Origin of the sequence: Variovorax stachyos, assembly GCF_051400855.1 — a bacterium.
Classification (GTDB): Bacteria; Pseudomonadota; Gammaproteobacteria; order Burkholderiales; family Burkholderiaceae_C; genus Variovorax.
Window position 1 is genome coordinate 1 of the sequence record NZ_JBLFFN010000007.1, and the last position, 24,604, is coordinate 24,604.

The window sequence follows — 24,604 nt, forward strand, 5'->3', positions numbered from 1 at the left end:
GGGTCGCCTTTCTTTGGTTACTTTCTTTGGCGAGACAAAGAAAGTAACTCGCCCGCCGGGGCGAAATCCCGGCTCCGGCCTCAATACAACAGCAACGTTCGAAATCGACCGAACAACTGCCCCCACCCCACCCCACCTCTCCCCCGGAGGAAGAGGAAGAGGGAGAGGGAGAGCAAGCCGAGCCCGCTACGTGGAAGTCCGTACAGCACCGGTCAGCCAGCCGTCAGCCTCCCCCAACGACCCTCGATCCGTTCACAACGAGGATCGAGACAATGCGCATCAAGAGTCAGGCCGACTTCTATTCAGGAGTCATGTTCGCCGTAGTCGGAGGAGGCTTCGCCATCGGCTCCACCAGCTACAACATCGGAGACGGCGCCCGCATGGGCCCCGGCTATTTCCCGCTCATGCTGGGCATCCTGCTGGCACTTCTCGGCGCCGGCATCATGTTCCAGGCCCTGGTCATCGAAACAGCCGACGGCGAGAAGATCGGCAAGTGGGCGTGGAAGCCGCTCACCTACGTGCTCGGTGCCAACCTCGCCTTCGGCGTGCTGCTCGGCGGACTGCCCTCCATCGGCCTGCCGGCCATGGGCATGATCATCGCGATCTACGCGCTCACGATCATCTCCAGCATGGCCGGCGCGCACTTCAAGCTGCGCGACGTGCTGGTCCTCGCCACCATCCTGGCGGTGGGCAGCTACGTGGCCTTCATCTGGGCGCTCAAGCTGCAGATCCAGGTCTGGCCGACCTTCATTTCAGGCTGAGGACGAACGCGCCATGGACCTGATCCACAACCTGGCGACCGGCTTCGGCGTCGCCTTTACCTTCACCAACCTGCTGTACTGCCTGATCGGCTGCGTTCTCGGCACGCTGATCGGCGTGCTGCCCGGCATCGGCCCGGTGGCGACCATCGCGATGCTGCTGCCGGCCACCTACGCGCTGCCGCCGGTGTCGGCGCTGATCATGCTCGCGGGCATCTACTACGGGGCGCAGTACGGCGGCTCGACCACCGCCATCCTGGTCAACCTGCCGGGCGAATCGTCGTCGGTGGTGACCTGCATCGACGGCTACCAGATGGCCCGCCAGGGACGCGCAGGGCCCGCGCTCGCGGCGGCCGGCCTGGGCTCCTTCTTCGCGGGCTGCGTGGGCACGCTGATCCTGGCCGCCTTCGCGCCGCCGCTGACCGAGCTGGCCTTCAAGTTCGGCCCGGCCGAGTACTTCTCGCTGATGGTGCTGGGCCTGATCGGCGCCGTGGTGCTGGCCTCCGGCTCGCTGCTCAAGGCCGTGGCGATGATCGTGCTGGGCCTGCTGCTGGGCATCGTCGGCACCGACGTGAATTCGGGCGTTGCGCGCTTCAGCTTCGACATCCCGGAGCTGACCGACGGCATCGGCTTCGTGGTGATCGCCATGGGCGTGTTCGGCTACGGCGAGATCATCGGCAACCTCTCGCAGCCGGACGACGAGCGCGAGGTGTTCACCTCCAAGGTCAAGGGCCTGTGGCCGACCAAGGAAGACTTCAAGAACATGGCGCCCGCGGTGCTGCGCGGCACCACGCTGGGCTCGGCGCTGGGCATCCTGCCCGGGGGCGGCGCGCTGCTGGCGGCCTTTGCGGCCTATGCGCTGGAGAAGAAGATCAAGATGCGCCCCGGCGAGGTCGCGTTCGGCAAGGGCAACATCCGCGGCGTGGCCTCTCCCGAGTCGGCCAACAACGCCGGCGCGCAGACCTCCTTCATCCCGCTGCTGACGCTGGGCATCCCGCCCAACGCCGTGATGGCGTTGATGGTGGGCGCGATGACCATCCACAACATCCAGCCCGGCCCGCAGGTGATGACCAGCAACCCCGAGCTCTTCTGGGGCCTGATCGCCTCGATGTGGATCGGCAACCTGATGCTGATCATCCTGAACCTGCCGCTGATCGGCATCTGGATCAAGCTGCTGTCCATTCCCTACCGCTGGCTCTTCCCGGCCATCGTGCTGTTCTGCGCGATCGGCGTCTACTCGACCAACAACAACACCTTCGATGTCTGGATGGTCGCGATCTTCGGCTTCGTCGGCTACCTCTTCCTCAAGCTGCGCACCGAGCCGGCGCCGCTGCTGCTGGGCTTCATCCTGGGGCCGATGATGGAAGAGAACCTGCGGCGCGCGCTGCTGCTGTCGCGCGGGACCTGGAGCGTGTTCGTCTCGCGGCCGCTGTCGGCGGGGCTGCTGGTTGCGGCGCTGCTGCTGCTGGGGATCGTGCTGCTGCCTTCGATCAAGGCGAAGCGGGAGGAGGCGTTTGTCGAGGACTGACCGCGCCTGCAGACCACGAAGGCTGCCCTCGGGCGGCCTTTTTATTGGAGGCGCCCCGTGTCCTTCAATCCCAGCAGCTCGAGGGCCATCCCATGCGTCCGTGAACTCGGGTCCGCCAATTCGTGCAACACATCCATGTGGTTGCGCCCGGGCACGCGTTCCGCCGCAATCACGCGTGGGCCCCAGGCGCGTCCGATCAGTTCCGCCTGGCGAAGGAACTCCTCGCTCTCGTCGCCGCCGACCACTGTCACCAGTGCGCCTTGCGAAGGCGCCGGCATGGCCGCAGGGCTGAGCCGCAAGGCCGACGCCTCGGTCAGGCCGATGTCCGCGGCCAGGAAGGGTGCATGGCGCAGCGGCTCGAGCTCGTACAGGCCCGAGATCGAGAGCGCCGACTTCACCAGGTCCACGGGCAAGTCCGGCGCCACGGCTTTCCAGTCGCAGGCCAGCAGCATCGTCGCAAGGTGCCCGCCCGCGGAATGGCCCGCCACCACGATGCGGGCCGCATCGCCGCCATGCGCCTGCGCATTCCGATACACCCAGGCCAGGGCCCGCACCAGCTGCAGCACGATGTGCTCGATCGTGACTGCCGGGCACAGCGCGTAGTTGGCCAGCACGACCATCGCGCCCGCGTCCGCGAAGGGCGGCGCCAGGAAGCTCTGGTCGCGCTTGTCGAGCGCGCGCCAGTAGCCACCGTGGATATAGACCAGCACGGGCGCGCCGGGCTGCGCGGGAGGCAGCACATCGAGGCGCTCGCTGGCGTCGTCGCCGTAGGCGAGATCGAGCACCCAGCCCGGGCGGGCGTAGGCGCGGGCCGAGGCCTCGGCCCAGTGCTGCAGGATCGCGGGATGCTCGGGAATGCGCGCGCGGTTGTTGTACTGCGCGTCGTACCAGGCAGGGGATGGAGTGACTTCGGTCATGTTCAGGCAGAACTCCGGCGGAACTTCGGCCGCGTTCAACGCCGCTTCGCAGCGGCCGCCGCCGGCACCCGTGCACCGTTCGGCCTCGGGCGGCCGCTCGGCGCCGGCTTCTGCTCCGACTCGCGCAGCGCCGCATCGATCAGCGCGTCGGCCATCCACAGGGCCGTGCGCTCGACCTCGCGGTCGCGCAGGCCCCAGATGTCCTTCAGGATCACGTACGGCTCGATGCCGTAGACCACCGACAGGGCATGGTGCAGCCGCTTGCGCACGGCCGGCCGCAGCTGCGGCACCAGCGGCTCGATCGCATGCTCGAGGATGCGCACGCGGTGGCCGCGCCGGTACGGCTCTTCCTCCAGCAACCCGGCGCGCTCGAGCCCCCACTGCTCCAGCGAGAGTTGGGCGGCGGCGCGCAGCTGGGCCTCGAATTCCTTGAAGCGCGGGAAGGTCTGCAGGAACAGCTCGTGCACCCGCTCGCGGCCGCTCGGGTTGTCGGAGGCCAGCTTGCGCACCGGCCCCAGCGAGCTGTCGATGACCGCGGTGACCAGGGCGCTGCGGCTCGGGAAGTAGCGATACGCAGTGGCGCGCGAGACCTTCGAGCGCGCCGCCGCTTCCGCGACCGAAGGGATGTGGCCGCTCTGCCGGATGATGTCCATGGCGGTGTCGAGCAGCAGCTTGAAGGTCGCCGCCCTGACGCCGCGCTCGGGCGGCAAGGGCGGTTCGCTCAGCTTGTGCTTCAGTCGCGTCATGGGGTTTGTACGGAGTGGGGAAGGGGTTTGTCTTGCTTGTGGAGTGCCGAGCTCGGCACGTATGATGCACCGGTCCCGATTTGAGACGCAAGTCTCATAAACGACAGTTCCCAGTTCCCTGATCTCGAGGCGGCGCAGCGCGAGCGGCGCATGACACGCGAGACAAGATGGAGACAACGGCGATGCGATTGGCAAGCTGGAGTTGGGGTGGCCGCGACCACGCGGGCATGGTCTCGGCCGACGGCCGCGAGGCCACGCCGCTGGGCGTGCGCGACGCATCGCTCGGCGTGCTCCCCCTGATCCAGGCGCTTGCGCGCAACGAGCCCCTGCCCTCCCCTTCCGGCGCCCGGCTGCCGGTCGAAGTCCTCACGCTGCGCGCGCCGCTGCCGCGCCCGCTGCGCAGCCTGTTCTGCGTCGGCCGCAACTACCGCGCGCATGCCAGCGAACTCGCCGGCACCGTGTTCCGCGAGTCCATGCCGCAGAGCGACCCCTGGCCCATCGTCTTCGGCAAGCTGGGCGAATGCGTGATCGGCCCGCGCGACGTGGTGCGCCTGCCCTCGCCCGCCACCTCGGTTCAGATCGACTACGAATCGGAGCTCGCGGTGGTCATCGGCCGCGGCGGGCGCGACATCCCGCGTTCGCGCGCGATGGACCACGTGTTCGGCTACACGGTGGTCAACGACGTCACCGCACGCGACGTGCAGATGCGCCATCAGCAATGGGAGCTGGGCAAGAGCTTCGACACCTTCTGCCCGATGGGCCCGTGGATCGTCACGGCCGACGAGCTCGACGGCCGCGACACGCGCGTGCAAGGCTGGGTCAACGGCGCGCTGCGGCAGGACGGCCGGACGCGGGACATGATCTTCGACATCCCCACGCTGATCGAGACCTGCTCGCGCGGCATCACGCTCTACCCCGGCGACGTGATCGCCACCGGCACGCCGGCCGGCGTGGGCATGGGGCAGACGCCGCCGCAGTGGCTGAAGTCCGGCGACGTGGTGCGCATCGAGATCGATGGCGTGGGCGTCATCGAGAACCAGTTCGAGTAGGCGGGCTCGACGATGTCATTCCAGCTGATCGACCGTGTCGCGGTGGAAGAGGAAGGCGAAGGCCCGGCGGTGGTGTGCGTGCACGGCCTCGGCGGCAGCTCCAACAGCTTCACGCCGCTGATGCCAGCGTTGACACGCCATCGCGTGCTGCGCGTGGACCTGCCCGGCAGCGGCCGCTCGCAGCGCGCCGAGGGCGAGCTCTCGATCGAGCGCTATGTCGATGTGCTGCTGCGCATCTGCGAGCGTCTGGGCGTCGCGCGCGCCCACTGGGTGGGGCATTCCATGGGCACCATCGTCTGCCAGCACATCGCGGCCGGGCACCCGAAGCTGGCGGCGAGCCTCGCGCTCTTCGGACCGCTGATTGCGCCGCCCGACGCCGCGCGCACGGCGATGAAGGCGCGCGCTGCGAAGGCGCGCGAAGGAACGGCCGGCATGCACGAGATCACGCAGGGCCTGCTCCAGGCCGCCATCTCCGCCGACACACGTCATCGCCTGCCGCTCGCCGTGGCCTTCGTGCGCGAGAGCCTGATGCGGCAGGAGGGCGAAGCCTATGCGCGCAGTTGCGAGGCGCTGGCCGGCGCGCAGCCCGCGGCGGTGGAGCGCATCGAGGCGCCGGTGCTGCTGGTCACCGGCGACGAGGACGGCGTCGCGCCGCCCCAATCGGTCCGCGCCATGGCCGACCGGCTGCACAACACGGCGCGCAAGCGCGTGGTGGTGCTGTCGCGCTGCGGCCACTGGACGCCGGTCGAGCGCCCCGACGAATGCCAGCGCGAGCTGCGCGACTTCCTGGCCGCGAACGCGAGGAGCTGAAACCATGGCCGACGTTCTCTTCACCAATGTCCGGGTTTTCGACGGCGGCGGCGAGGCGCCCTTCACCGGCGACGTGCTGGTGCAGGGCAACCGCATCGCGCGCGTCGTGAAAACGGGCTACGGCCAGCGCGCGGCACCGGTGATGGGCGCGCAAACCATCGACGGCGCCGGCGCCTTCCTGATGCCCGGCATGGTGGAGGCGCACACGCACTTCTCGTGGAACGACCAGCCCAGCCTGGACGCCATCCAGCGCATGCCGCCGGAGGAGCACATCCTGTGGTGCGCCGAGGTCGCGAAGCGCTATCTCGACATGGGCTGGACCAGTTGCGTCGGCGCCGCGGCCGCCAAGCCTCGGCTGGACGTGGTGATTCGCAACGCCATCGCCGACGGCACCATCATCGGCCCGCGCTACCTCGCCGCCAGCCAGGAGATCACCGTGCCGGGCGGCCTCGGAGACACCACGCAGCCGCACCTGCCGCAGCCCGAGTTCGCCTTCGGCGCGGTGGTCAGCGGCGCCGAGGAGATGCGCCGCTGCGTGCGCATGTTCGCCAAGTACGGCGTCGATTCCCTGAAGATCAATCTGTCGGGCGAGTCGATCACCGGCATGGCCAGCGAGATGAGCCAGTTCACCGAGGAAGAGATCACGGTGTGCGTGCAGGAAGCCAAGGCCTGGGGCAAGCGGGTGGCGGCGCACGCGCGCTCGACCTGGTCGATCAAGCAGTGCGTGAAGCAGGGCATCGAGGTGATCTACCACGCCAGCTTCACCGACGAGGAGGCGCTGGACATGCTCGAGGCGCACAAGTTCGAGCACTTCATCGCGCCCGGCCTGGCCTGGCTGATCAACACCTGCCACCACGCCAGCGAATGGGGACTGACGCCCGAGGTGACGCGGCGCATGGGCTACCACCGCGAGCTCGAGGCCGCCGTCGAGAGCATGCGCGCAATGCGCAAGCGGGGAATCCGCATCCTGCCGGGTGGCGACTACGGCTTCGCGTGGACGCCGCACGGCACCAATGCCAAGGACCTGGAGTACTTCGTCAAGTACGTGGGCATGAGCACCATGGAAGCGCTGCTGTCGGCCACCGCGTGGGGCGCGCCGATGATGCGCATGGGCAAGGTGCTGGGCTATGTGCGCGAAGGCTATCTCGCCGACCTGCTGCTGATCGACGGCGATCCGCTGGCGGACATCACGGTGCTGCAGGACAAGGCGCGGATCCTGGCGGTGATGAAGGACGGCGAGTTCCACCGTGCGCCGCCGGTGCGGCGTGCGCAGATGACGCGCTGGGCAGCCTGAGGGAGAAACACATGAGCGATGTCGTCTTCACCAACGTCCGCATCCTCGACGGCACGGGCCAGAACCCCTACAACGGCAGCGTGCTGGTGCGCGGCAACCGCATCCGCCAGGTCGGCCGCAGCACCGCGCCGATCGCGCCCGGCGGCGCGATGGTTGTCGACGGGGCCGGCGCCACGCTGATGCCGGGCATGTGCGAGGCCCATACGCACTTCTCGTGGAACGACGCGGCCACGCTGTCGGCCATCCAGCGCATGCCGCTGGAAGAGCACGTCCTGTGGTGCGCCAAGGTCGCCCGGCGCTACCTCGAGGCCGGCTTCACCTCCTGCGTCGGCGCCGCCTGCGCCAAGCCGCGGCTGGACGTGGTGATCCGCAATGCCATCAACGCCGGCCAGATTCCCGGCCCGCGCTACCTGGCGGCGAGCCAGGAGATCACCGTGCCCGGCGGACTGGGCGACGAGACGCTGCCGCACCTGCCGTTCCCCGAGTTCAGCTTCGGTGTCAACGTGAACTGCGCGGACGAGATGCGCAAGGTCGTGCGCATGTTCCTCAAGTACGGCGTCGATTCGATCAAGCTCAACCTCTCGGGCGACAACTTCACGCCCGACTCGCCGGCCGACACCACCTGGATGAGCGATGCCGAGGTGGCCGCCGCGATGGAGGAGGTCCGCGTGCGCGGCAAGCGCGGCACCGCGCATGCGCGCTCGGCCGCCTCGGTCAAGCAGGCGCTGCGCCACGGCATCGAGGTGATCTATCACGCCAGCTTCACCGACGAGGAGACGCTGGACATGCTGGAGGCGGCGAAGGACCGCGTCTTCGTCGCGCCCGGCATCGCCATCCTCTACGCCATGCTGCACGAGGCCGAGCCTTTCGGGATCACGCACGAGAAGGCGGTGGCGATGGGCTACCAGATCGAATGGGATGCGGCGCTCGAATCGCTCAAGGCGATGCACCGGCGCGGCGTGCGCGTCCTGCCCGGGGGCGACTACGGCTTTGCCTTCACGCCGCATTGCCAGAACGCGCGCGACCTGGAGTTCTTCGTGCGCTACCTGGGCTTCACGCCGATGGAGGCGATCCGCTGCGCCACGCTGTACGGCGGCCAGATCATGAAGCGCGGCGACGAGCTCGGCATCATCCAGGACGGCTACCTGGCCGACCTGCTGCTGGTCGACGGAGACCCGCTGGCCAACCTCTCGATCCTGCGCGATCCGAAGCGCATCCTGGCAGTGATGAAGGACGGCGAGTTCGCCAAGGCGCCCGAGATCGCGCAGCAGCGGGCATGGGAGCACGCCGCATGACGAACAGGGCGCGATGGCTGACGTGGCTGCTCGTGGGCGGCCCCATCCTCGCGTTCTCGCTCTGGGCGCTGTTCGACAACGCCCGCCTGTTCCTGATCACCCTGCTCAACGGCATCACGCTCGCCTCGCTCTATTTCATCGTGGCCAGCGGCTTCACGCTGGTCTTCGGGCTCATGCGCAACGTCAACCTCGCGCACGGCTCGCTGTACCTGCTCGGCGGCTACGTGGGCTACGTGGTCGCGAACCACACCGGCTGGTGGATCCTCGCGGTGGCGGCCGGCTTCGCCGCGGCGGCCATCGCCGGGCTGCTGATCCAGTGGCTGATCCTGCGCCATATGCAGGGCGAGGAGCTGCGCCAGACGATGGTGACCATCGGCCTGTCGATCGTGATCGCCGACGTGCTGCTGTGGATCTTCACCGGCCAGGTCCACCAGATGGAAGCGCCGGCCTGGCTGCAGGGGCCGATCCGCGACATCCCGCTGATCCGCGCGTTCTCCGCCTACCGGCTCAGCCTGCTCGGCTTCGGCCTGCTGATCGGCTTCGGGCTGTGGTGGCTGCTGAACCGCACGCGCGTCGGCGCAATGATCCGTGCCGGCGTGGACGACCGCGCGATGCTCTCCGCCGCCGGCGTCAACGTGAACCGCGTGTTCGTGATCACCTTCATGCTGGGCGCCGGGCTGGCCGGCTTCGGCGGCGTGATCGGCGCAGTCGAACTGTCGATGGTGCCGGGCGAGGACATCAGGCTGCTGCTCGCCTCGCTGGTCGTGGTGATCGTCGGCGGCATGGGCAGCGTGGTCGGGGCCGCGATCGGCGCGATCATCCTCGGCCTCGCCGAAACCTACGGCCTGGCCTACGCGCCGACCTACAGCGTGGTCTTCACCTTCGGCATCCTGATCCTGGTGCTGGCCTTCCGGCCGCGAGGAATCATGGGGAGGGCGGCATGAGCGCAGCAAAGTGGCGGCGGGCGATGAACGTGCGCGGCGCCTCTGCGGCGGCGCTGCCGCTGGGCCCGGTGCCGGCCGTGCCCGCGAGGATGGCTCCCTCGCAACCCGCCAGCCCCGCGCGGCGCTGGTTCGACCTGCTGCGCGGCCACATCGGGCCGCACCACATCGTCGTGCTCGCAGCCCTGCTGGTCCTGCCTTTCGTCGCCTCGCCCTTCCTGACCTACCAGGTCGCAGCGCAGTCCCTGGTGCTGGGGCTGATCGCGCTGTCGCTGACCTTTCTCGCCGGCTACGGCGGCATGGTGTCGCTGGCACAGATGACGGTGGCCGGCATCGCCGGCTATGCGCTCGCGGTGCTCGGCACCAGCAGCAGCGCCGAGATCAGCCTCGGGTGGCCGTGGTGGGCCGCCGTGCCCTTCGCGCTCCTCATCGCAACGCTCGCCGCCACGCTGATCGGGTGGCTCTCGGTGCGCACCGAGGGCATCTACACCATCATGATCACGCTGGCCATCGGCGTGGCCTTCTACTACCTGGTGCTGCAGAACTACAGCATCTTCAACGGCTTCCAGGGCCTGCGCGAGCTGAAGCCCCCGACGGTCCTTGGCATCGACTGGCGCGCCCCCACCCCCTTCTACTTCCTGGCGCTGGCCTGGTCGCTCGGCGGCTACCTGCTGGTGCAGTGGATCGTGCGCACGCCCTTCGGCATTGCGCTGCAGGGCATCCGCGACAACCCGCGGCGCATGCGTGCGCTGGGCTTCCACGTCGTCGCGCACCGGGTGGCCGCCTATGCGCTGGCCGGCGCGATCGCAGCGGTCGGGGGCATCCTGCTCGCCTGGTACAACGCGCTGATGTCGCCGGGCTCGGTCGGCACGTCCTGGCTGATCAACATCCTGGTGATCGCGGTGCTCGGCGGCATGCGGCGCCCGATCGGCGCCTTCCTCGGCGCGCTCGTCTTCGTGCTGCTGCAGACCTTCGCGATCGACCTGATCGACCGCGAGCGCTTCAACCTCGTGATCGGCGGCGTGTTCCTCGCCATCGTGCTGTTTTCCCCCGACGGCCTGCTCGGACTGTGGGCGATGCTGCGCGCACGCTTTGGCCCGAGGCGAGGCTTGACTTCCAACCAAAGGAGACAACCGTGAACAAGCGACTCTGGGTTCGTTCGATGTTGGGTGCGGCCGCCCTGGCGGCGCTGGCCGGCGGCGCGTGGGCGCAGCAGGGCCAGCCGGTGAAGATCGGCCTCCTGGCCACGCTCGAGGGGCCGTTCGCGGCCGGCGGCGCGGACGGCATGCGCGGCGCGGAGCTGGCGGTGAAGCAGCGCGGCGGCGTGGTGGCGGGGCGCAAGATCGAGATCATCAAGGCCAGCTCGGACGCCAAGCCCGATGTGGCCGTCAATGCGACGCGCAAGCTGGTGGAGCAGGACAAGGTCGACATCATGGTCGGCCCGCTGTCCGGCGGCGAGGGTATCGCGGTCAAGGACTACTCCAAGACCCAGCCGCAGGTCACCTTCATCAACGGCGGCTCGGGCGCGCAGGCGACCACGCTGGTCAACCCGAGCCCGAACTTCTTCCGTTTCAACACGGAGGGCGCGCAATGGATGATGGGCCTGGGCAAGGCCGCGATGGCCAAGGGCTACAAGCGCACGATGGTGATCGCCGAGGACTACGCCTTCCCCTACTCGCAGGTGCAGGGCTTCATGGCCGAGTACTGCAAGGCCGGCGGCAAGGTCCCGGAGAAGGCCTGGGTGCCGCTGGGCGGAAAGGACTATTCGTCGGTGATCGCGAAGATCCCGAAGGACGTCGATGCGCTGCTGGTCGTGCTCGGCGGCGCCGACGCGGTGAACTTCCTCACGCAGTACGAGAACGCGGGCGGCGACAAGCCGATTCTCGGCGGCTCGATCACCGTGAGCCAGGACGTGCTGAACTACAAGGGCAAGCGCCGCGATTCGCTGGTCGGCACGCTGTCGGCCGGGCCGCTGGCCGATGCCTACGACGGCCCGGAGTGGAAGGCCTTCGTCGCCGACTACCGGAAGAACTATCCCGTCTCGGCCGGCGGCTTCCCGAGCCCGAGCCTGTTCGCCTACGTCTACTACGTCAATATGAAGGCGGCGCTCGACGGACTGGACGCGGTGAAGGGCGACCTGTCGAACAACCAGGCCAAATACCGCGAGGCGCTGTCCACGATGACCTTGAAGACGCCCAACGGCGACGTCAAGCTCGACGCCAACCGCCAGGCCATCGGCACCACCTTCGTCACGGAAGTGGTGAAGGACGCGCAGGGCAACCTCTTCAACAAGGTGCACAGCAAGGTCGACGGCGTCAACCAGCTGCTGGGCATGAGCCCGGAAGAGTTCAAGATCGGCTCGCGCGACGTGCCCAGCTGCCCCTGAGCGAAAGGCATCGGTGGCTTCCGTCACGTCCGTCGCCCGGCTGCCCGCACAGCGCACAGCGCCAGGCCGGGCCGCGCCGGCGCCGCTGGCCACCGGCGACGCGCTGGTGCTCAGCGGCGTGACGCGCACCTTCGGCGCGCTGAAGGCGGTGGACGACGTATCGCTCACGGTGGCCGCGGGGCAGAAGTACGCGGTGCTCGGCTCCAACGGCGCCGGCAAGACCACGCTCTTCAACGCCATCACCGGCGACTTCCCGCCCACCGCGGGGCGGATCCATTTCTTCGGCGAGGACATCACAGAGCTGCCACCCTACGAGCGCATCCGCAAGGGCCTGCGGCGCACCTACCAGTCCTCGCTGCTGTTTCGCGAGCTGACGGTGCGCGACAACCTGTTCCTCGCGGTGCGCGGCGTCGCCAACGGCCGCTTCAGCTGCTGGCGGCCAGGGGCCGGCGACGCCTCCGTCGTCGCCACACAGGACCTGCTGGAACGCGCGCGCCTTTCCCACATTGCCGACGAGCGCGTCGCCAATCTGGCGCACGGGCAGCAGCGACAGCTGGAGATCGGCATGGCGCTGGCCGGCGCGCCGCGCCTGATCCTGTTCGACGAGCCGGCTGCCGGCCTGTCGCCGGCCGAGCGCCGCGAACTGGTGGTGCTGCTGCGCTCGCTGCCGGCGCACATGAGCTTCGTGCTGATCGAGCACGACCTCGACATCGCCCTGCGCGTGGTCGACCGCGTCACCGTGATGCACAACGGCCGCACGCTGCGCACCGGCAGCCCCGCCGAGATCGAGAACGACGCGCAGGTGCAAGCGATCTACATGGGGAGCCGGCACTGATGGCCTGGTTCCGCCGCGACCGCGAACGCGACACCCCGGAGGGCACGACCGCGCCGGCGCTGAGCATCGAGGCGCTCGATGTCTTCTACGGCCGCGCGCATGCGCTGCAGGGAGTGAGCCTCACGCTGGAGCGCGGCGTGCTCGGCATCGTCGGGCGCAACGGCATGGGCAAGACCACGCTGTGCAACGCCATCACCGGCCTGGTGCCGGCGCGCGGCAGCATCCGGCTCGCAGGCGAGGAGATCCTGGGCCTGGCGCCGCACGAGATCACGCGGCGCGGCATCGCCTACGTACCGCAGGGCCGCCGGGTATGGCCCTCGCTCACGGTCGACGAGACGCTGCGGCTGGTCGCCCGCCACAAGCGCGATCTCGACCGCATCTACGCCATGTTCCCGCGGCTGGCGGAGCGCCGGGGCCACGGCGGCGCGCAGCTCTCGGGTGGCGAGCAGCAGATGCTGGCGATCGGCCGCGCGTTGCTGCTGAACCCGCGGCTGCTGGTGATGGACGAACCCACCGAGGGCCTGGCGCCGGTGATCGTGGAGCAGGTGGCGCAGGCGCTGCGCACACTCGCGGCAGAGGGCCGCATCTCGGTGCTGCTGATCGAGCAGAACCTGGGCGTCGCGATCTCGGTGGCCGACCGCATCGGCGTGATGGTCAACGGACGCATCACGCAGCAGATGCCGACCGCGCAGCTGGCCGGCGATCGCGAGCTGCAGGAGCGCCTGCTGGGCGTGCGCTCGAACGGGCATGACGAGGAAGCCGCCACGCCAGGGCGGGAAGCCGAGGCCCAGGGTCCCGCGCCGGTGCAGGTCTACACGGTGCGCCGAGCCCATGGCGAAGGCGCTCCCTCGCTCGACAACGTCGCGCCAGGCAGGGTGCGCGGCTTCACGCGCTGGAACGCGGGCGGCGAGGCGGCGCCCGTGGTGGACATCGTGCGCGCGGCGCCGTCGGTCCCGCGCTCACTCCAGCCCTCCCCCGCGAGCGGGACAGGAAGTACCGGGCCGGAGGATGTGCGCGAGGCCCGCCCAGCCGGACAGCTCTTCGATTTCCCCGTTGCCGCCGGCAGCACCCGCGCCGCCTACATCGCCGGCACCTTCGACACCAAAGGCCGCGAGCTCTTCTTCCTGCGCCAATGCCTGGAGCGGCTGGGCCTGCGGGTGGTCACGGTGGACCTCTCGACCTCCGGCAAGACCTCGCCGGCCAGCGTGCACCCTCGCGAAGTAGCGCGCCACCATCCGCAGGGCGAGGCGGCCGTCTTCAGCGGCGACCGCGGCAGCGCGACCACCGCCATGGCCCAGGCCTTCGAGGCCTTCGTGGCAACGCGCCGCGACCTCGGCGGCATCATCTCGGCCGGCGGCTCCGGGAACACCTCGATGGCCACGCAAGGCATGCGCGCGCTGCCGATCGGCGTGCCCAAGGTCATGGTCTCGACCATGGCCAGCGGCGACACGCGGCCCTACGTGGGGCCGAGCGACATCTGCATGATGTATTCGGTCACCGACGTGCAGGGCATCCATCGCATCAGCGAGCGCGTGCTGGCCAACGCGGCGCATGCGCTGGCGGGGATGATCGCGCATCCGCCCACCGTTTCGGCCGACAGCAAGCCGGCGCTCGGCCTCACCATGTTCGGCGTCACCACGCCCTGCGTGCAGGGGGTTGCCAAGCGCCTGGAGGAGGCCTTCGACTGCCTGGTCTTCCATGCCACCGGCGTCGGCGGCCAGTCGATGGAAAAGCTGGTGGACTCCGGCCTGCTCGCCGGCGTGATCGACGTCACGACGACCGAGATCGCCGACGAGATCGCTGGCGGCGTGCTGTCCGCCGGGCCCACGCGCATGGACGCGTTCGCGCGCCACGCCCTGCCCTACGTGGGCTCCTGCGGCGCGCTGGACATGGTGAACTTCGGCGCCTGGGACACCGTGCCCGAGCGCTTCAAGTCCCGCAAGCTGTACCGCCACAACCCGACCGTGACGCTGATGCGCACCACGCCCGACGAGTGTCGCGCGATCGGCGCCTTCATCGCCACCAAGCTCAATGCCATGCGCGGGCCGTTGCGCTTCCTGATCCCCGAGGGCGGCGTGTCGGCCATCGACCGCCCCGGCCAGCCCTTCCACGACCCCGAGGCCGATCGCGCGCTGTTCGCCGCCATCGAGCAGTCGTTCCGGCCCGGACCCGATCGCAAGCTGCTGCGCCTGCCCCTGCACATCAACGACGAGGCCTTCGCCGATGCGCTGGTCGCGGCCTGGCAGGAGCTGTCCATGACCACCCCCACCCACGCACGACGCGCCTGACGACCATGCCCCGCATCGCCCGATCCACCCTGCTCGAACGCTTCCGCGCCAAGATTGCGGCCGGCCGGCCGATCATCGGCGGCGGCGCCGGCACGGGCCTCTCGGCCAAGTGCGAGGAGGCCGGCGGCATCGACCTGATCGTGATCTACAACTCGGGCCGCTACCGCATGGCCGGCCGCGGCTCGCTGGCCGGCCTGCTCGCCTACGGCAACGCCAACGAGATCGTCTGCGAGATGGCGCACGAGGTGCTGCCGGTGGTGCAGCACACGCCGGTGCTGGCGGGCGTCAACGGCACCGACCCCTTCATGATTCCGGACCAGTTCCTCCGGCGCCTGGTCTCGCTCGGCTTCTCCGGCATCCAGAACTTCCCCACCGTGGGCCTGATCGACGGCACCTTCCGCGCCAACCTCGAGGAAACCGGCATGGGCTACGCGCTGGAGGTCGAGCTGATCGCGCGCGCCCACGCGATGAACATGCTGACCACGCCCTATGTGTTCAGCGAAGCCGATGCGCGCGCCATGGCCGCGGCCGGAGCGGACATCATCGTGTGCCACCTGGGCCTCACCACCGGCGGTGCCATCGGCGCGGGCACGGCGCTCACGCTGGGTGACTGCGTGGAGCGCATCAACGCCTGGGCGGCGGCGGCGCATGCGGTGAACCCGGAGGCCATCGTGCTGTGCCACGGCGGCCCCATCGCCACGCCCGACGACGCGCGGCATGTGCTCGCCCGCTGCCCCGCGTGCCACGGCTTCTACGGTGCCAGCTCGATGGAGCGGCTGCCCACCGAAACGGCGCTGACCGAGACCACGCGGCGCTTCCTGCAGATCACGAGATAAGAGGAGACGACATCCATGTCAGGCGCTCAATTCGGCAACTTCATCCTGGGGCTCATCGTGGTCGCGATCGTGGTCGCGCTCGCGGTCTGGCTGCTCCACTGGCTCTACCTGCGCAGCTCGAAGGAGCGGGCCTTCGTGCGCACCGGCCTGGGCGGCCAGAAGGTGGTGCTCGACGGCGGCGCCTTCGTGCTGCCCATCGTGCACGACGTGATCCCCGTCAACATGAACACGCTGCGGCTGGAGGTGAGCCGCGGCCGCGACAAGGCGCTCATCACCAAGGACCGCATGCGGGTGGACGTGATCGCCGAGTTCTACGTGCGGGTGGCCGCCAACGCGGAGGCCGTGGCCGCGGCGGCGCAGACCCTGGGCCTGCGCACCATGGAGCCCGAGCAGCTGAAGGAGCTGGTCGAGGGCAAGTTCGTCGATGCCCTGCGCACCGCCGCCGCCGAGATGACGATGGAGGAGCTGCACGAGAAGCGCGGCGCCTACGTGAAGCGCGTGCGCGAATCGGTGGCCGAGGACCTGACCAAGAACGGCCTGGAACTGGAAGCGGCCTCGCTGACGCAGTTGGACCAGACCGGCATGGAGTTCTTCAACCCGAGCAACGCCTTCGACGCCGAGGGCCTGACGCGCCTGACCGAGCAGATCGAGCACCGCAAGAAGCAGCGCAACGATGTCGAGCAGGACACGCTGATCGCGATCCGCAACAAGAATCTCGAGGCCGAGAAGCTGTCGCTGGAGATCGACCGCGAGGGCGAGCACGCGCGCCTCTCGCAGCAGCGCGAGGTGGAGATCGCGCGCGCCCGCCAGCGCGCCGAGGTGGCGACCGAGCGCGCCCAGCGCGAGCAGGCCGCCGAGGGCGCGCAGATCGCGGCCAAGCAGAGCATCGACGCCGCCCGCATCCGGGCCGAGCAGACCATCGAGCAGGAGCGCATCGCGAAGGAGCGCGCGATCCAGGGCGCCGAGATCGAGCGGCGGCTCTCGCTGGAGCTGGCCGAGCAGCAGCGCGCGATTGCGGTGGCGCGCGAGAGCAAGGCGCAGAGCGAGGCCCAGGCCGAGGCGGAATCCGCACGCGCGCAGGCCGTCTCGGCCGAGGAGAAGGTGTTCACCGCACGCGAGGTGGAGATGGCCGAGCGCAGGAAGGCCATCGAGCTGATCGGCGCGGCCCAGGCCGCCGAGCGCGATGCGCTGCGCCTGACGACCGCCGCGCAGGCGGAGAAGGAGGCCAGCGCCGACCGCGGCGCCGCGCTGCGCGCCCAGGCCGAGGCGGATGCCGATGCGGACAAGATCAAGTCGATGGCGATGCGCGTGCGCGCCGAGATCGAGGCCGAGGCGCAGCGCATGATGAACGAGGCGCACAACATGCTGTCGGCCGATGCCCGCATGTCGGCGCTGCGCATGAAGCTGGTGGAGAAGGCCGAGGCCATCATCCGCGAATCGGTGCGGCCGATGGAGCGCATCGAGGGCATCAAGATCCTGCATGTGGAAGGACTGGGCGGGGGCGGCTCGCACGGGGGTGTGCCCAACGGCGATGCGAACGGCGGCTTTGCCGACGGGCTGGTGAATTCGGCGCTGCGCTTCCGCGCGCAGGCGCCGCTGGTTGACCAGCTGCTGCGCGAGATCGGCATCGAGGGCGGCGATATCCAGCGCCTCGTGGGCGACCCCGCGGGCACGCAGGCTGCGCTGCTTGCCGGCGGCGGCAAGAAGAAGGAATGACGGGATGGTGCAGGTCTATGTCTCCAGCGTCATCGATGCCAGCGCAGACAACGTATGGTCGCGCATCCGCGACTTCAACGGCCTGCCGCAATGGCACCCGTCGATCGCGGACAGCCGCATCGAGAACGGGCAGCCGGCGGATCGCGTGGGCTGCATCCGGCAGTTCCACCCGAAGGACGGCGGCACCATCCGCGAGCGCTTGCTGGCGCTGTCGGACTACGAGTACAGCTGCAGCTACGAGATCCTCGAGAGCCCGATGGGCGTGGCGAACTACATCGCCACGCTCAAGCTCACGCCGGTGACGGACGGCGGGCGCTGCTTTGCGGAGTGGAGCGCGGAGTTCGAGTGCGACGAGGGCCGCGAGCGCGAGCTGGCAGAGTCGATCGGGCAGGGCGTCTTCCAGGGCGGCTTCGATGCCTTGAAGCGCCACTTCGGACGGGGCTGACGATATGGGCCCCCACGCTCATCACTTCGTGTATTCGCTGCCTCCCGAGGGGGCGGCCCGGCGGACGGACTGATGCTGCAACGGGTGGTTCGCTCGACCATCATCGACGCGCCGATCGAGCGCGTCTGGGCGGTGCTGCGCGACTTCAACAGCCACGACCAGTGGCACGAGGCCGTGGAGGCCAGCCGCATCGAGGGCGGCGAGCGCAGCGACCAGGTGGGCTGCGTGCGCAGCTTCACGCTTCGCGACGGCAACCGCATCCGCGAGCAGCTGCTGACGCTTTCGGAGACCGAGCACAAGAGCACCTACTGCATCGTCGAGGCGACGGTGCCCCTGCAGCGCTACGTGGCCACCGTCACGCTGAAGCCGGTCACCGACGGCAACCGCACCTTTTGGCATTGGGAATCGCGCTTCGCCACGCCGCCCGGCATGGAGCGCGAGCTGCGCGAGATGGTGGCGAAGGGCGTGTACGAGACGGGCTTCGAGAACCTGCGGCGCTACCTGATGCAGGGCGGCGACCTGCGCGCGCCCGGCGCGGCCGAAGCGATGCCGGCCGCCCTGCCCCTGCCCACGCGCCGCGTGGTGGTCGAGCGCCATGGCGGGCCCGAGATGCTGCGCGTGCAGGAAGGCGAGGCCCCGGCGCCGCGCGCGGGCGAGGTGCGCATCCGGCAGCGCGCGATCGGCATCAACTTCATCGACATCTACCTGCGGCGCGGCTGGATCCCGTCGGCCCTGCCGCTGGTGCCGGGCATGGAGGCCGCGGGCAGCGTGCTCGATGTCGGGCCGCAGGTGAGTGGGCTGCTGCCGGGCGACCGCGTGGCCTACCTCGGCCCGGTGCCAGGCGCCTACTGCGGCGTGCGCTGCGTGCCGGCGGACTGGGTGGTGCGCCTTCCCGCGGCGGTCGAGGACGACACCGCGGCCGCCTTGCTGCTCAAGGGCATCACGGCCGACTACCTGCTGCACGACCTGGGCCGGGTGCAGCGCGGCACACGGCTGCTGGTGCACGCGGCGGCCGGCGGCGTGGGCCTGCTGGTCTGCGCCTGGGCGCGCCGGCTGGGCGCGACGGTGCTGGGCACGGTGTCGAGCGAGGAGAAGGCCCGCGTCGCGCGCGAGCACGGCTGCGAGCATGCGATCGTGACGCGCGACTACCGCTTCGCCGATGCCGTGCAGCGCGCCTGCGGCGGCGCCGACGTGCTGATCGACGGCCTGGGCGATGCGGCCCGCGACGAGAACCTGGCGGCGCTGGCGCGCCGCGGCCACTGGATCAGCCTCGGCCAGGCCAGCGGTCCGCTGGCGCCGCTGCCGCCCGATGCGCTGGTCGCGAAGTCGCTGAGCTTCTCGCGGCCGGTGGTGTTCGACTACGTGGCGAGCCCGGCGCAGCTGGCCGAGCGGGCGCAGCGCGTGTGGGATGCGCTCGCCGACGGCAGCATCCGGCTGCCGCCGATCGAGCGCCATTCGCTGGAGGCCGCGGCGCAGGCGCACGCGCGGCTCGAATCGCGCGCCACGCTCGGCGCATTGGTCCTGCTGCCCTGAACCACCAAGAAGGAGCCATCCCATGATCGTCGGCATGAACCACTTCACCGTGATCGCGGAGGACGAGAAGAAGACGCTGGATTTCTACACCGGGCTGCTCGGGCTGCGCGTCGGCCACCGGCCGGACCTCGGCTTTGCCGGGGCCTGGCTCTACGGCGAGGGGCCGCAGGCGCTGGTGCACCTCTATTTCGACCGCCCGGTGCCGGCGCAGCGCGCGGGCGTGATCGACCACATGGCTTTCACCGCGCGCGACTTGCGCGCGGTGAAGGCACGCTTCGATGAAAGCGGCACGAAGTACGAGCTGCGGCAGCAGGCCGGTGCGGGCACCTGGCAGCTGTTCTGCCATGACCCCAACGGGGCCAAGGTGGAGCTGGACTTCGACGCTTCCGAGAAAGCCGGCTGAGGCCAGGCCCTAACCGAGCGCCGGGTCGGAAGGCGTGTGTTCGCGCCCGTCCGCGCTGGCCAGCAGGCGCGCGGCCGCGCCCGCGGCGACTTCGAGGCGCCGCACGTCGCGCTCGTCCAGCGCGGTCAGGCCACCGCTGATGTTGAAGCCGCACAGCATGCCGTAGAGCCTGCCGTCCGCCATCCGGACCGGAACGCCGATGTGCGTGCCCATGCCCTCGAAGTTGCGCGGCAGCCCTTGCGCCTCGCGCACGGCGTCGACGTCGTGCACCAGGTTCGGCATGCGGCCGTCGAGGATGCGCTGGCAGATGGTCTGCTCGATAGGGGCGGACTGCCCGGGCTGGATGCGGGCCACGCCGTCCTGCGACTCGATGTAGCGGAACACGCGGCGGCCGTCCACGACCTCGCTCACGAACACCACGTCGAGCTTCAACAGATCGCGCACGAGGCTCAGCAATTCGCCGATCGCGCGCTGCACCGACACCTCTCCGGCATGAAAGCGCCCGGCCGCAGTGACGATGCGCAGCTGCGCGGCCCATGCCTCCGGGGCAGGGTCGGTGCGAGGATCCGGGTAAGTTTCCATATATAACGATCTGGAGCGTGCGGCTGATCGTAAGTGCAGGCTTGCTCCGCCAGGTGTGAAGGACGACGCAAAAAAAGGGCCCGTGCTGCAACTTGTCGCCTCGACGTGATTTCCGTCGTCGGGCATTAGTTCTAGCGCGTGGGTCGGGAGAGGGCTGAGGGAGCTGGTTCGCGGCTCAGCCGATCATGAGTTCGAGGTCGGCGGCCAGCTCGGAAGGCGTCGGCATGCCCTCGACGCTTTCCCGCGAGAGGCCGAGCGCGCGCCCGACCTCCGAAGGCCAGGCCTCGAAGTCCGAGGACAACGCCGGCCCGTCGCGTTCCAGCGCGACGCGCCACACGGCCACGTGCACGATGCCGGCAAGCGCATCGAAGGGCTCCACGCGCAGCGGGCGCGCGAACCCGCCCAGCGCGGTGCCGAACTCGTCGGCGAAATTCCAGCGCGAGGCCAGTCTCGCGCTGACATCGCCGAAGTGGTAGCCGAAGGCCTGCTCCTCCGCGTCCAGCCGGCCCATTGCGTCGATCGGACAGGCCTTGTTGAGCGGTTCCATTTCATCGGGCATGACGATGCACATGATCAGATGCCCGATCGCATGCATGCTGCCCACGGTGAAGGCGAGGTTCGGGTCGGCGGCGCGGCTCGCGCCGGCCAGGTGGCGGGCGGCGGAGGCCACGCGCAGGCTGTGGCGCCAGAACTTCGGCAGATCCACATGGGGGACCTTCTTGAAGGTCCCCGTGAGGTTGGAGCTGATGACCAGCGTGCGGATGGAGGACAGGCCGAGCATCCGGATCGCCTCCTCCATCGTCGAGATCTTCCGGCGCACGCCGTAGTAGGGCGAGTTGGCCAGGCGCAGCATCCTGGCGGTGAGCACCTGGTCGACGTCGATCTTGCGGGCCACCTGCGAGAGCGTGGCGTTGTCGTTGCTCAGGACTTCGATCAAGTCCCGGACCACCTTCGGGACCGAGGGCAGCGAATGGCTCTCGGCAAACAGCTCGTCCAGGCTTGCTGCAGTCATGTCTCGGTGGGCTCGAGTGAATTTTCTTGGGGCAGGCTCCATTGTCCTACACCGAGCGGGGCCCGCTGCTGTTCTGCAGCCCATGGCTGTCATCGCGCGCCAAGCTATCCGCCGGCACGGAATCTGAGCAAGCCGGCAAGCACCATCGCGCCATTCAGCGGCTCGCCCCTCAGGGCGCCACGTAGTCCGACACCACCTTCCACTTCCCATCCACGATCTGCGACAGCCGCGACAGCTCGTTGCCCAAACGCTTCGTGGCGGAGTAGGTGCTCTTCGGCGAGCCGAACATGTCGGGCTCGAAGGTCATGGTGTCCATCGCCTTCACGAAGCTGTCGGTGGTGAGATTGGGCCCGGCCTTCTGCGCGGCCTTGATGAACTGGTCGATGATCGAGTAGCCGTAGACCGAGAAGACCGTCGGGTCCTCGTTGAACTTGGTCTTGTACTTGTTGGCCCAGAAGCGCAGCGGCTGCGAGGCCTCGTCGAGATAGGGGTGCTGCACCGTGTGGGTGGCGTAGATGCCGTCCATGGCCTTGCCGCCGAGCTTGTGGATCAGGTCGGTGTAGGCCGCGCTGGAGCCCAGGAAGGTCGGGTTGAAGCCGGTCTTGCGGGCCTCGCCCACGGTGCCGATGGTCTCGCGGATGATGGTGCCCAGCACCACCAGGTCGCAGTTGGCGGCCTTCATCTTCGCGACCTGCGACGAGAAATCGGTGGCGCCACGCTTGTACGAGGTCTTCTCGGCGAGCTCCATGCCCACGGCCTTGAGGCCGGCCTCGGCGCCGCGCTGCACCTCCAGCCCGAACTCGTCGTCCTGGTAGATGGTGCAGACCTTCCTGGCGCCCTTGTCCTTGATCATCTTGGGCAGCGCCAGCCGGATCTGGTCGTAGTAGGTGGCGGCGAAGGAATACTTGAGCCGGTGGTGCGGCTCGTACATCTCGCGCGCCGCGGTGATGGGGAGGAAGTTGACGACGTTCTTCTCGAACTGCACCGGCATCGCCGCCATGTTCTGGGCGGTGCCGATGTGGCCGGCCATGATGAAGATCTTGTCCTGGTTGACCAGCTTCTGCGCGGCCAGCACCGCCTTCTTGGGGTCATAGCCCGAGTCCTCGACGAAGAGCCTGAGCTTGCGGCCGTGGACGCTGCCCTGCTCGTTGAGCTCGTCCACCCGCAGCTGCATGCCGTTGCGCGCCTGCTTGCCGAAGCCGGCCAGCGGGCCCGACAGGTCCTGGATGGTGCCGATGCGGATCTCGTCCTTGGTGACGCCCTGCGACTGCGCGCCGGCCAGGCCGGAACTCAGCGCGAGTCCGGCCGCGGCGGCCAGCGGGATCAGAGCCTGGATCTTCATGGCGTGGTCTCCTCGGTGGTTGCAAAAAGCTAGGCGTACATCGCGTCGATGCGCTCGGCGTACTTGGCCTGCACCAGCTTGCGCTTGAGCTTCATGGTGGGGGTGAGCTCCTCGTCCTCGGCACCCAGCTGGGTCTCGAGCAGGAAGAACTTCTTGATCTGCTCGACGCGGGCGAACTTCGCGTTGACGCGGTCGATCTCGCCCTGGATCAGGTCCTGCACTTCGTGCGCGCGCGTGAGGCTCTGGTAGTTGCTGAAGGGCACGTCGTGGTCCTGGGCGAATTTCTCGACGTTCTCCTGGTCGATCATGATGATCACCGTCAGATAGGGCCTGGCATCGCCGATCACCACCGCGTCGGTGATGTAGGGGCTGACCTTGAGCTCGTTCTCCAGCTCGCTGGGCGTGATGTTCTTGCCGCCTGCCGTGATGATGATGTCCTTCATGCGGTCGGTAATGCGGAAATACCCGTCCTCGTCGACGGTGCCGACGTCGCCGGTGTGCAGCCAGCCATCGGCGTCGATGGTCTCGGCGGTCTTCTCGGGCAGGTTGAGATAACCCATGAAGACGTTGGCGCCGCGCACCAGGATCTCGCCGGTGGCGGGATCGAGCCGCACCTCGTTGTAGCCCGCCGCGGGCCCGATGGAGCCGGGCTTGATGCGCCCCGCCGGCACGCCGGTGGCGGCGCCGCAGGTCTCGGTCATGCCCCAGACCTCGACCATGGGCACGCCCAGCGCCAGGTACCACTTGACCAGTTCCGGCGAGATCGGCGCCGCGCCGGTGACCAGGAAGCGCGCGCGGTGAATGCCGATGAGCTTGCGCACGTTGTCCAGCGCCAGCCAGCGCGCCAGCCGGAACTTGAAGCGCCATGCGGCGCCCACCGGCTGGCCCGCGAGCACGCGCTGCGCGATGGCGCTGCCCACCCCGATGCTCCAGCGGTAGGCCGCCTGCTGCAGGCTGCTCGCCTCCTTCAGCGCAATCATCACGCCCGAATAGAACTTCTCCCACACGCGCGGCACCGCGGTGAAGACGGTGGGCGCGATCTCGCGCACGTTCTCGGGCACGGTCTCGGGGTGCTCGACGAAGTTCAGGACGGCGCCGGTGTACATCGAGAAGTACTCGCCACCCAGGCGCTCGGCGATGTGGCACAGGGGCAGAAAGCACATGCGCTCGTCGCGCTCGTCCTGCGCGACCAGGGTGTTGTAGCCGCGCACGGTGTGGACCAGGCCGCGGTGGGAGTGCATCGCTCCCTTGGGCCGGCCGGTGGTGCCCGAGGTGTAGACCAGGATCGCGAGGTCTTCGGGGCGGCAGGCGGCGATGCGCTGCTCGAGCGCCTGGGGATGGGCCTGCAGGTGCTCGCGGCCGAGGGCGCGCAGGGTTTCCAGGCTCATGACGCCGGGGTCGTGCAGGTCGCGCAAGCCCTCCATGTCGAACACGATCACCTTGCGCAGCAGCGGCAGCCGGGCGCGCACCTCCAGTGCCTTGTCGAGCTGCTCGTCGTCCTCGACGAAGAGCACGGTGGTGCGCGAGTCCTCGCAGAGGTAGTGCACCTGCGAGGCGGCATCGGTCGGATAGATGCCGTTGGCCACGCCGCCGCAGCTGAGCACGGCGAGGTCGGCCAGCACCCATTCGACCACCGTGTTGGCGAGGATCGAGGCGCACTCGCCGCGTGCGAATCCGAGGGCCATCAGGCCGCCGGCGATCTCGCGCACCGCTTCGGCGGTCTGGCGCCAGCTCCAGCTGCGCCAGATGCCGAATTGCTTCTGCCGCATCCAGACGCCGTCGCCGCGCTCGCGCACCGCGTTCCAGAAGATGGCAGGAATGGTGCCGCCCGGCACGACGATGTCGTTGCGCGGCCGGATATGGGCGGTGTCCCAGAGTCCCTGCATGG

At 69.2% G+C, this 24,604-nt stretch carries 22 protein-coding genes and 1 pseudogene; 17 read left to right on the forward strand and 6 right to left on the reverse strand.

Translation table 11 applies throughout. The features are described from left to right. Window positions 1–272 precede the first annotated feature (272 nt). Both ACMGEZ_RS14325 and ACMGEZ_RS14330 read left to right on the forward strand, forming a co-directional pair. A complete protein-coding gene (locus ACMGEZ_RS14325) occupies window positions 273–761 on the forward strand; it encodes a tripartite tricarboxylate transporter TctB family protein (protein ID WP_436822952.1) in 489 nt (162 codons plus the stop codon). Window positions 762–774: 13 nt separating this feature from the next. Next, window positions 775–2,286 carry a tripartite tricarboxylate transporter permease gene (locus ACMGEZ_RS14330; RefSeq protein ID WP_436822953.1) on the forward strand — a complete coding sequence of 504 codons (1,512 nt, stop codon included), beginning with the start codon at window positions 775–777 and terminating at the stop codon, window positions 2,284–2,286. Between the two features lie 41 nt (window positions 2,287–2,327). Here the strand turns inward: ACMGEZ_RS14330 and ACMGEZ_RS14335 are convergent, their stop codons facing one another. Together ACMGEZ_RS14335 and ACMGEZ_RS14340 are read right to left on the reverse strand one after the other, a co-directional pair. Beyond that, the gene (locus tag ACMGEZ_RS14335) at window positions 2,328–3,203 is read right to left on the reverse strand and encodes an alpha/beta hydrolase (protein ID WP_436822954.1); all 876 of its coding nucleotides are present in this window, start codon (window positions 3,201–3,203) and stop codon (window positions 2,328–2,330) included. A 35-nt stretch (window positions 3,204–3,238) separates the two neighbouring features. Next, window positions 3,239–3,949, reverse strand: coding sequence for a TetR/AcrR family transcriptional regulator (locus tag ACMGEZ_RS14340; RefSeq protein WP_436822955.1), 711 nt, complete (start codon window positions 3,947–3,949; stop codon window positions 3,239–3,241). Between the two features lie 182 nt (window positions 3,950–4,131). Between ACMGEZ_RS14340 and ACMGEZ_RS14345 the strand changes: the two genes are divergently transcribed. The 15 genes and pseudogenes from ACMGEZ_RS14345 (at window position 4,132) to ACMGEZ_RS14415 (ending at window position 19,780) form a co-directional block, all read left to right on the forward strand. Then, window positions 4,132–4,998 carry a fumarylacetoacetate hydrolase family protein gene (locus ACMGEZ_RS14345; RefSeq protein WP_436822956.1) on the forward strand — a complete coding sequence of 289 codons (867 nt, stop codon included), beginning with the start codon at window positions 4,132–4,134 and terminating at the stop codon, window positions 4,996–4,998. 12 nt (window positions 4,999–5,010) lie between these two features. After that, entirely contained in the window at window positions 5,011–5,808 is a 798-nt protein-coding gene (locus ACMGEZ_RS14350; protein WP_436822957.1) for an alpha/beta fold hydrolase, read from the forward strand. Window positions 5,809–5,812: 4 nt separating this feature from the next. After that, complete coding sequence (locus ACMGEZ_RS14355; protein WP_436822958.1) at window positions 5,813–7,102, forward strand: metal-dependent hydrolase family protein; 1,290 nt, start codon at window positions 5,813–5,815, stop codon at window positions 7,100–7,102. 11 nt (window positions 7,103–7,113) lie between these two features. Beyond that, window positions 7,114–8,397 (forward strand): metal-dependent hydrolase family protein, encoded by a 1,284-nt coding sequence (locus ACMGEZ_RS14360; RefSeq protein ID WP_436822959.1) that lies wholly within the window; start codon window positions 7,114–7,116, stop codon window positions 8,395–8,397. Beyond that, on the forward strand, window positions 8,394–9,341 hold the full coding sequence (locus ACMGEZ_RS14365; RefSeq protein WP_436822960.1) for a branched-chain amino acid ABC transporter permease: 948 nt from the start codon (window positions 8,394–8,396) through the stop codon (window positions 9,339–9,341). The genes ACMGEZ_RS14360 and ACMGEZ_RS14365 overlap by 4 nt, the downstream gene beginning before the upstream one ends. Then, window positions 9,338–10,477: a branched-chain amino acid ABC transporter permease gene (locus ACMGEZ_RS14370; RefSeq protein ID WP_436822961.1), complete on the forward strand. Its 1,140-nt coding sequence runs from the start codon at window positions 9,338–9,340 to the stop codon at window positions 10,475–10,477. The genes ACMGEZ_RS14365 and ACMGEZ_RS14370 overlap by 4 nt, the downstream gene beginning before the upstream one ends. Next, window positions 10,474–11,724, forward strand: coding sequence for an ABC transporter substrate-binding protein (locus tag ACMGEZ_RS14375; RefSeq protein WP_436822962.1), 1,251 nt, complete (start codon window positions 10,474–10,476; stop codon window positions 11,722–11,724). Before ACMGEZ_RS14370 ends, ACMGEZ_RS14375 begins: the two co-directional genes overlap by 4 nt. A 13-nt stretch (window positions 11,725–11,737) precedes the next feature. Then, the gene (locus ACMGEZ_RS14380) at window positions 11,738–12,559 is read left to right on the forward strand and encodes an ABC transporter ATP-binding protein (RefSeq protein ID WP_436822963.1); all 822 of its coding nucleotides are present in this window, start codon (window positions 11,738–11,740) and stop codon (window positions 12,557–12,559) included. After that, window positions 12,559–13,062, forward strand: a pseudogene (locus ACMGEZ_RS14385) (ABC transporter ATP-binding protein); the annotation flags it as partial. The gene ACMGEZ_RS14380 and the pseudogene ACMGEZ_RS14385, both read left to right, overlap by 1 nt. 579 nt (window positions 13,063–13,641) lie before the next feature. Then, the gene (locus ACMGEZ_RS14390; protein WP_436823277.1) at window positions 13,642–14,847 is read left to right on the forward strand and encodes a Tm-1-like ATP-binding domain-containing protein; all 1,206 of its coding nucleotides are present in this window, start codon (window positions 13,642–13,644) and stop codon (window positions 14,845–14,847) included. A gap of 5 nt (window positions 14,848–14,852) precedes the next feature. After that, a complete protein-coding gene (locus tag ACMGEZ_RS14395) occupies window positions 14,853–15,683 on the forward strand; it encodes a phosphoenolpyruvate hydrolase family protein (protein WP_436822964.1) in 831 nt (276 codons plus the stop codon). A 15-nt stretch (window positions 15,684–15,698) separates the two neighbouring features. Continuing rightward, complete coding sequence (locus ACMGEZ_RS14400; protein WP_436822965.1) at window positions 15,699–17,399, forward strand: flotillin family protein; 1,701 nt, start codon at window positions 15,699–15,701, stop codon at window positions 17,397–17,399. A 4-nt stretch (window positions 17,400–17,403) separates the two neighbouring features. Beyond that, complete coding sequence (locus ACMGEZ_RS14405; protein ID WP_436822966.1) at window positions 17,404–17,844, forward strand: SRPBCC family protein; 441 nt, start codon at window positions 17,404–17,406, stop codon at window positions 17,842–17,844. A gap of 72 nt (window positions 17,845–17,916) precedes the next feature. After that, on the forward strand, window positions 17,917–19,377 hold the full coding sequence (locus ACMGEZ_RS14410; RefSeq protein WP_436822967.1) for an SRPBCC family protein: 1,461 nt from the start codon (window positions 17,917–17,919) through the stop codon (window positions 19,375–19,377). Window positions 19,378–19,399: 22 nt separating this feature from the next. Then, window positions 19,400–19,780 carry a VOC family protein gene (locus ACMGEZ_RS14415; RefSeq protein ID WP_436822968.1) on the forward strand — a complete coding sequence of 127 codons (381 nt, stop codon included), beginning with the start codon at window positions 19,400–19,402 and terminating at the stop codon, window positions 19,778–19,780. A 9-nt stretch (window positions 19,781–19,789) separates the two neighbouring features. Here ACMGEZ_RS14415 and ACMGEZ_RS14420 read toward each other — a convergent pair whose 3' ends face one another. From ACMGEZ_RS14420 to ACMGEZ_RS14435, 4 genes are all read right to left on the reverse strand, one after another. After that, window positions 19,790–20,362, reverse strand: coding sequence for a GAF domain-containing protein (locus ACMGEZ_RS14420; RefSeq protein ID WP_436822969.1), 573 nt, complete (start codon window positions 20,360–20,362; stop codon window positions 19,790–19,792). A 175-nt stretch (window positions 20,363–20,537) separates the two neighbouring features. Then, window positions 20,538–21,374: an HDOD domain-containing protein gene (locus ACMGEZ_RS14425; RefSeq protein ID WP_436822970.1), complete on the reverse strand. Its 837-nt coding sequence runs from the start codon at window positions 21,372–21,374 to the stop codon at window positions 20,538–20,540. A gap of 169 nt (window positions 21,375–21,543) precedes the next feature. Continuing rightward, window positions 21,544–22,716, reverse strand: a complete 1,173-nt coding sequence (locus ACMGEZ_RS14430) for an ABC transporter substrate-binding protein (RefSeq protein ID WP_436822971.1) — start codon at window positions 22,714–22,716, stop codon at window positions 21,544–21,546. A gap of 29 nt (window positions 22,717–22,745) precedes the next feature. Beyond that, window positions 22,746–24,602: an AMP-dependent synthetase/ligase gene (locus tag ACMGEZ_RS14435; RefSeq protein WP_436822972.1), complete on the reverse strand. Its 1,857-nt coding sequence runs from the start codon at window positions 24,600–24,602 to the stop codon at window positions 22,746–22,748. Window positions 24,603–24,604: the final 2 nt, after the last annotated feature.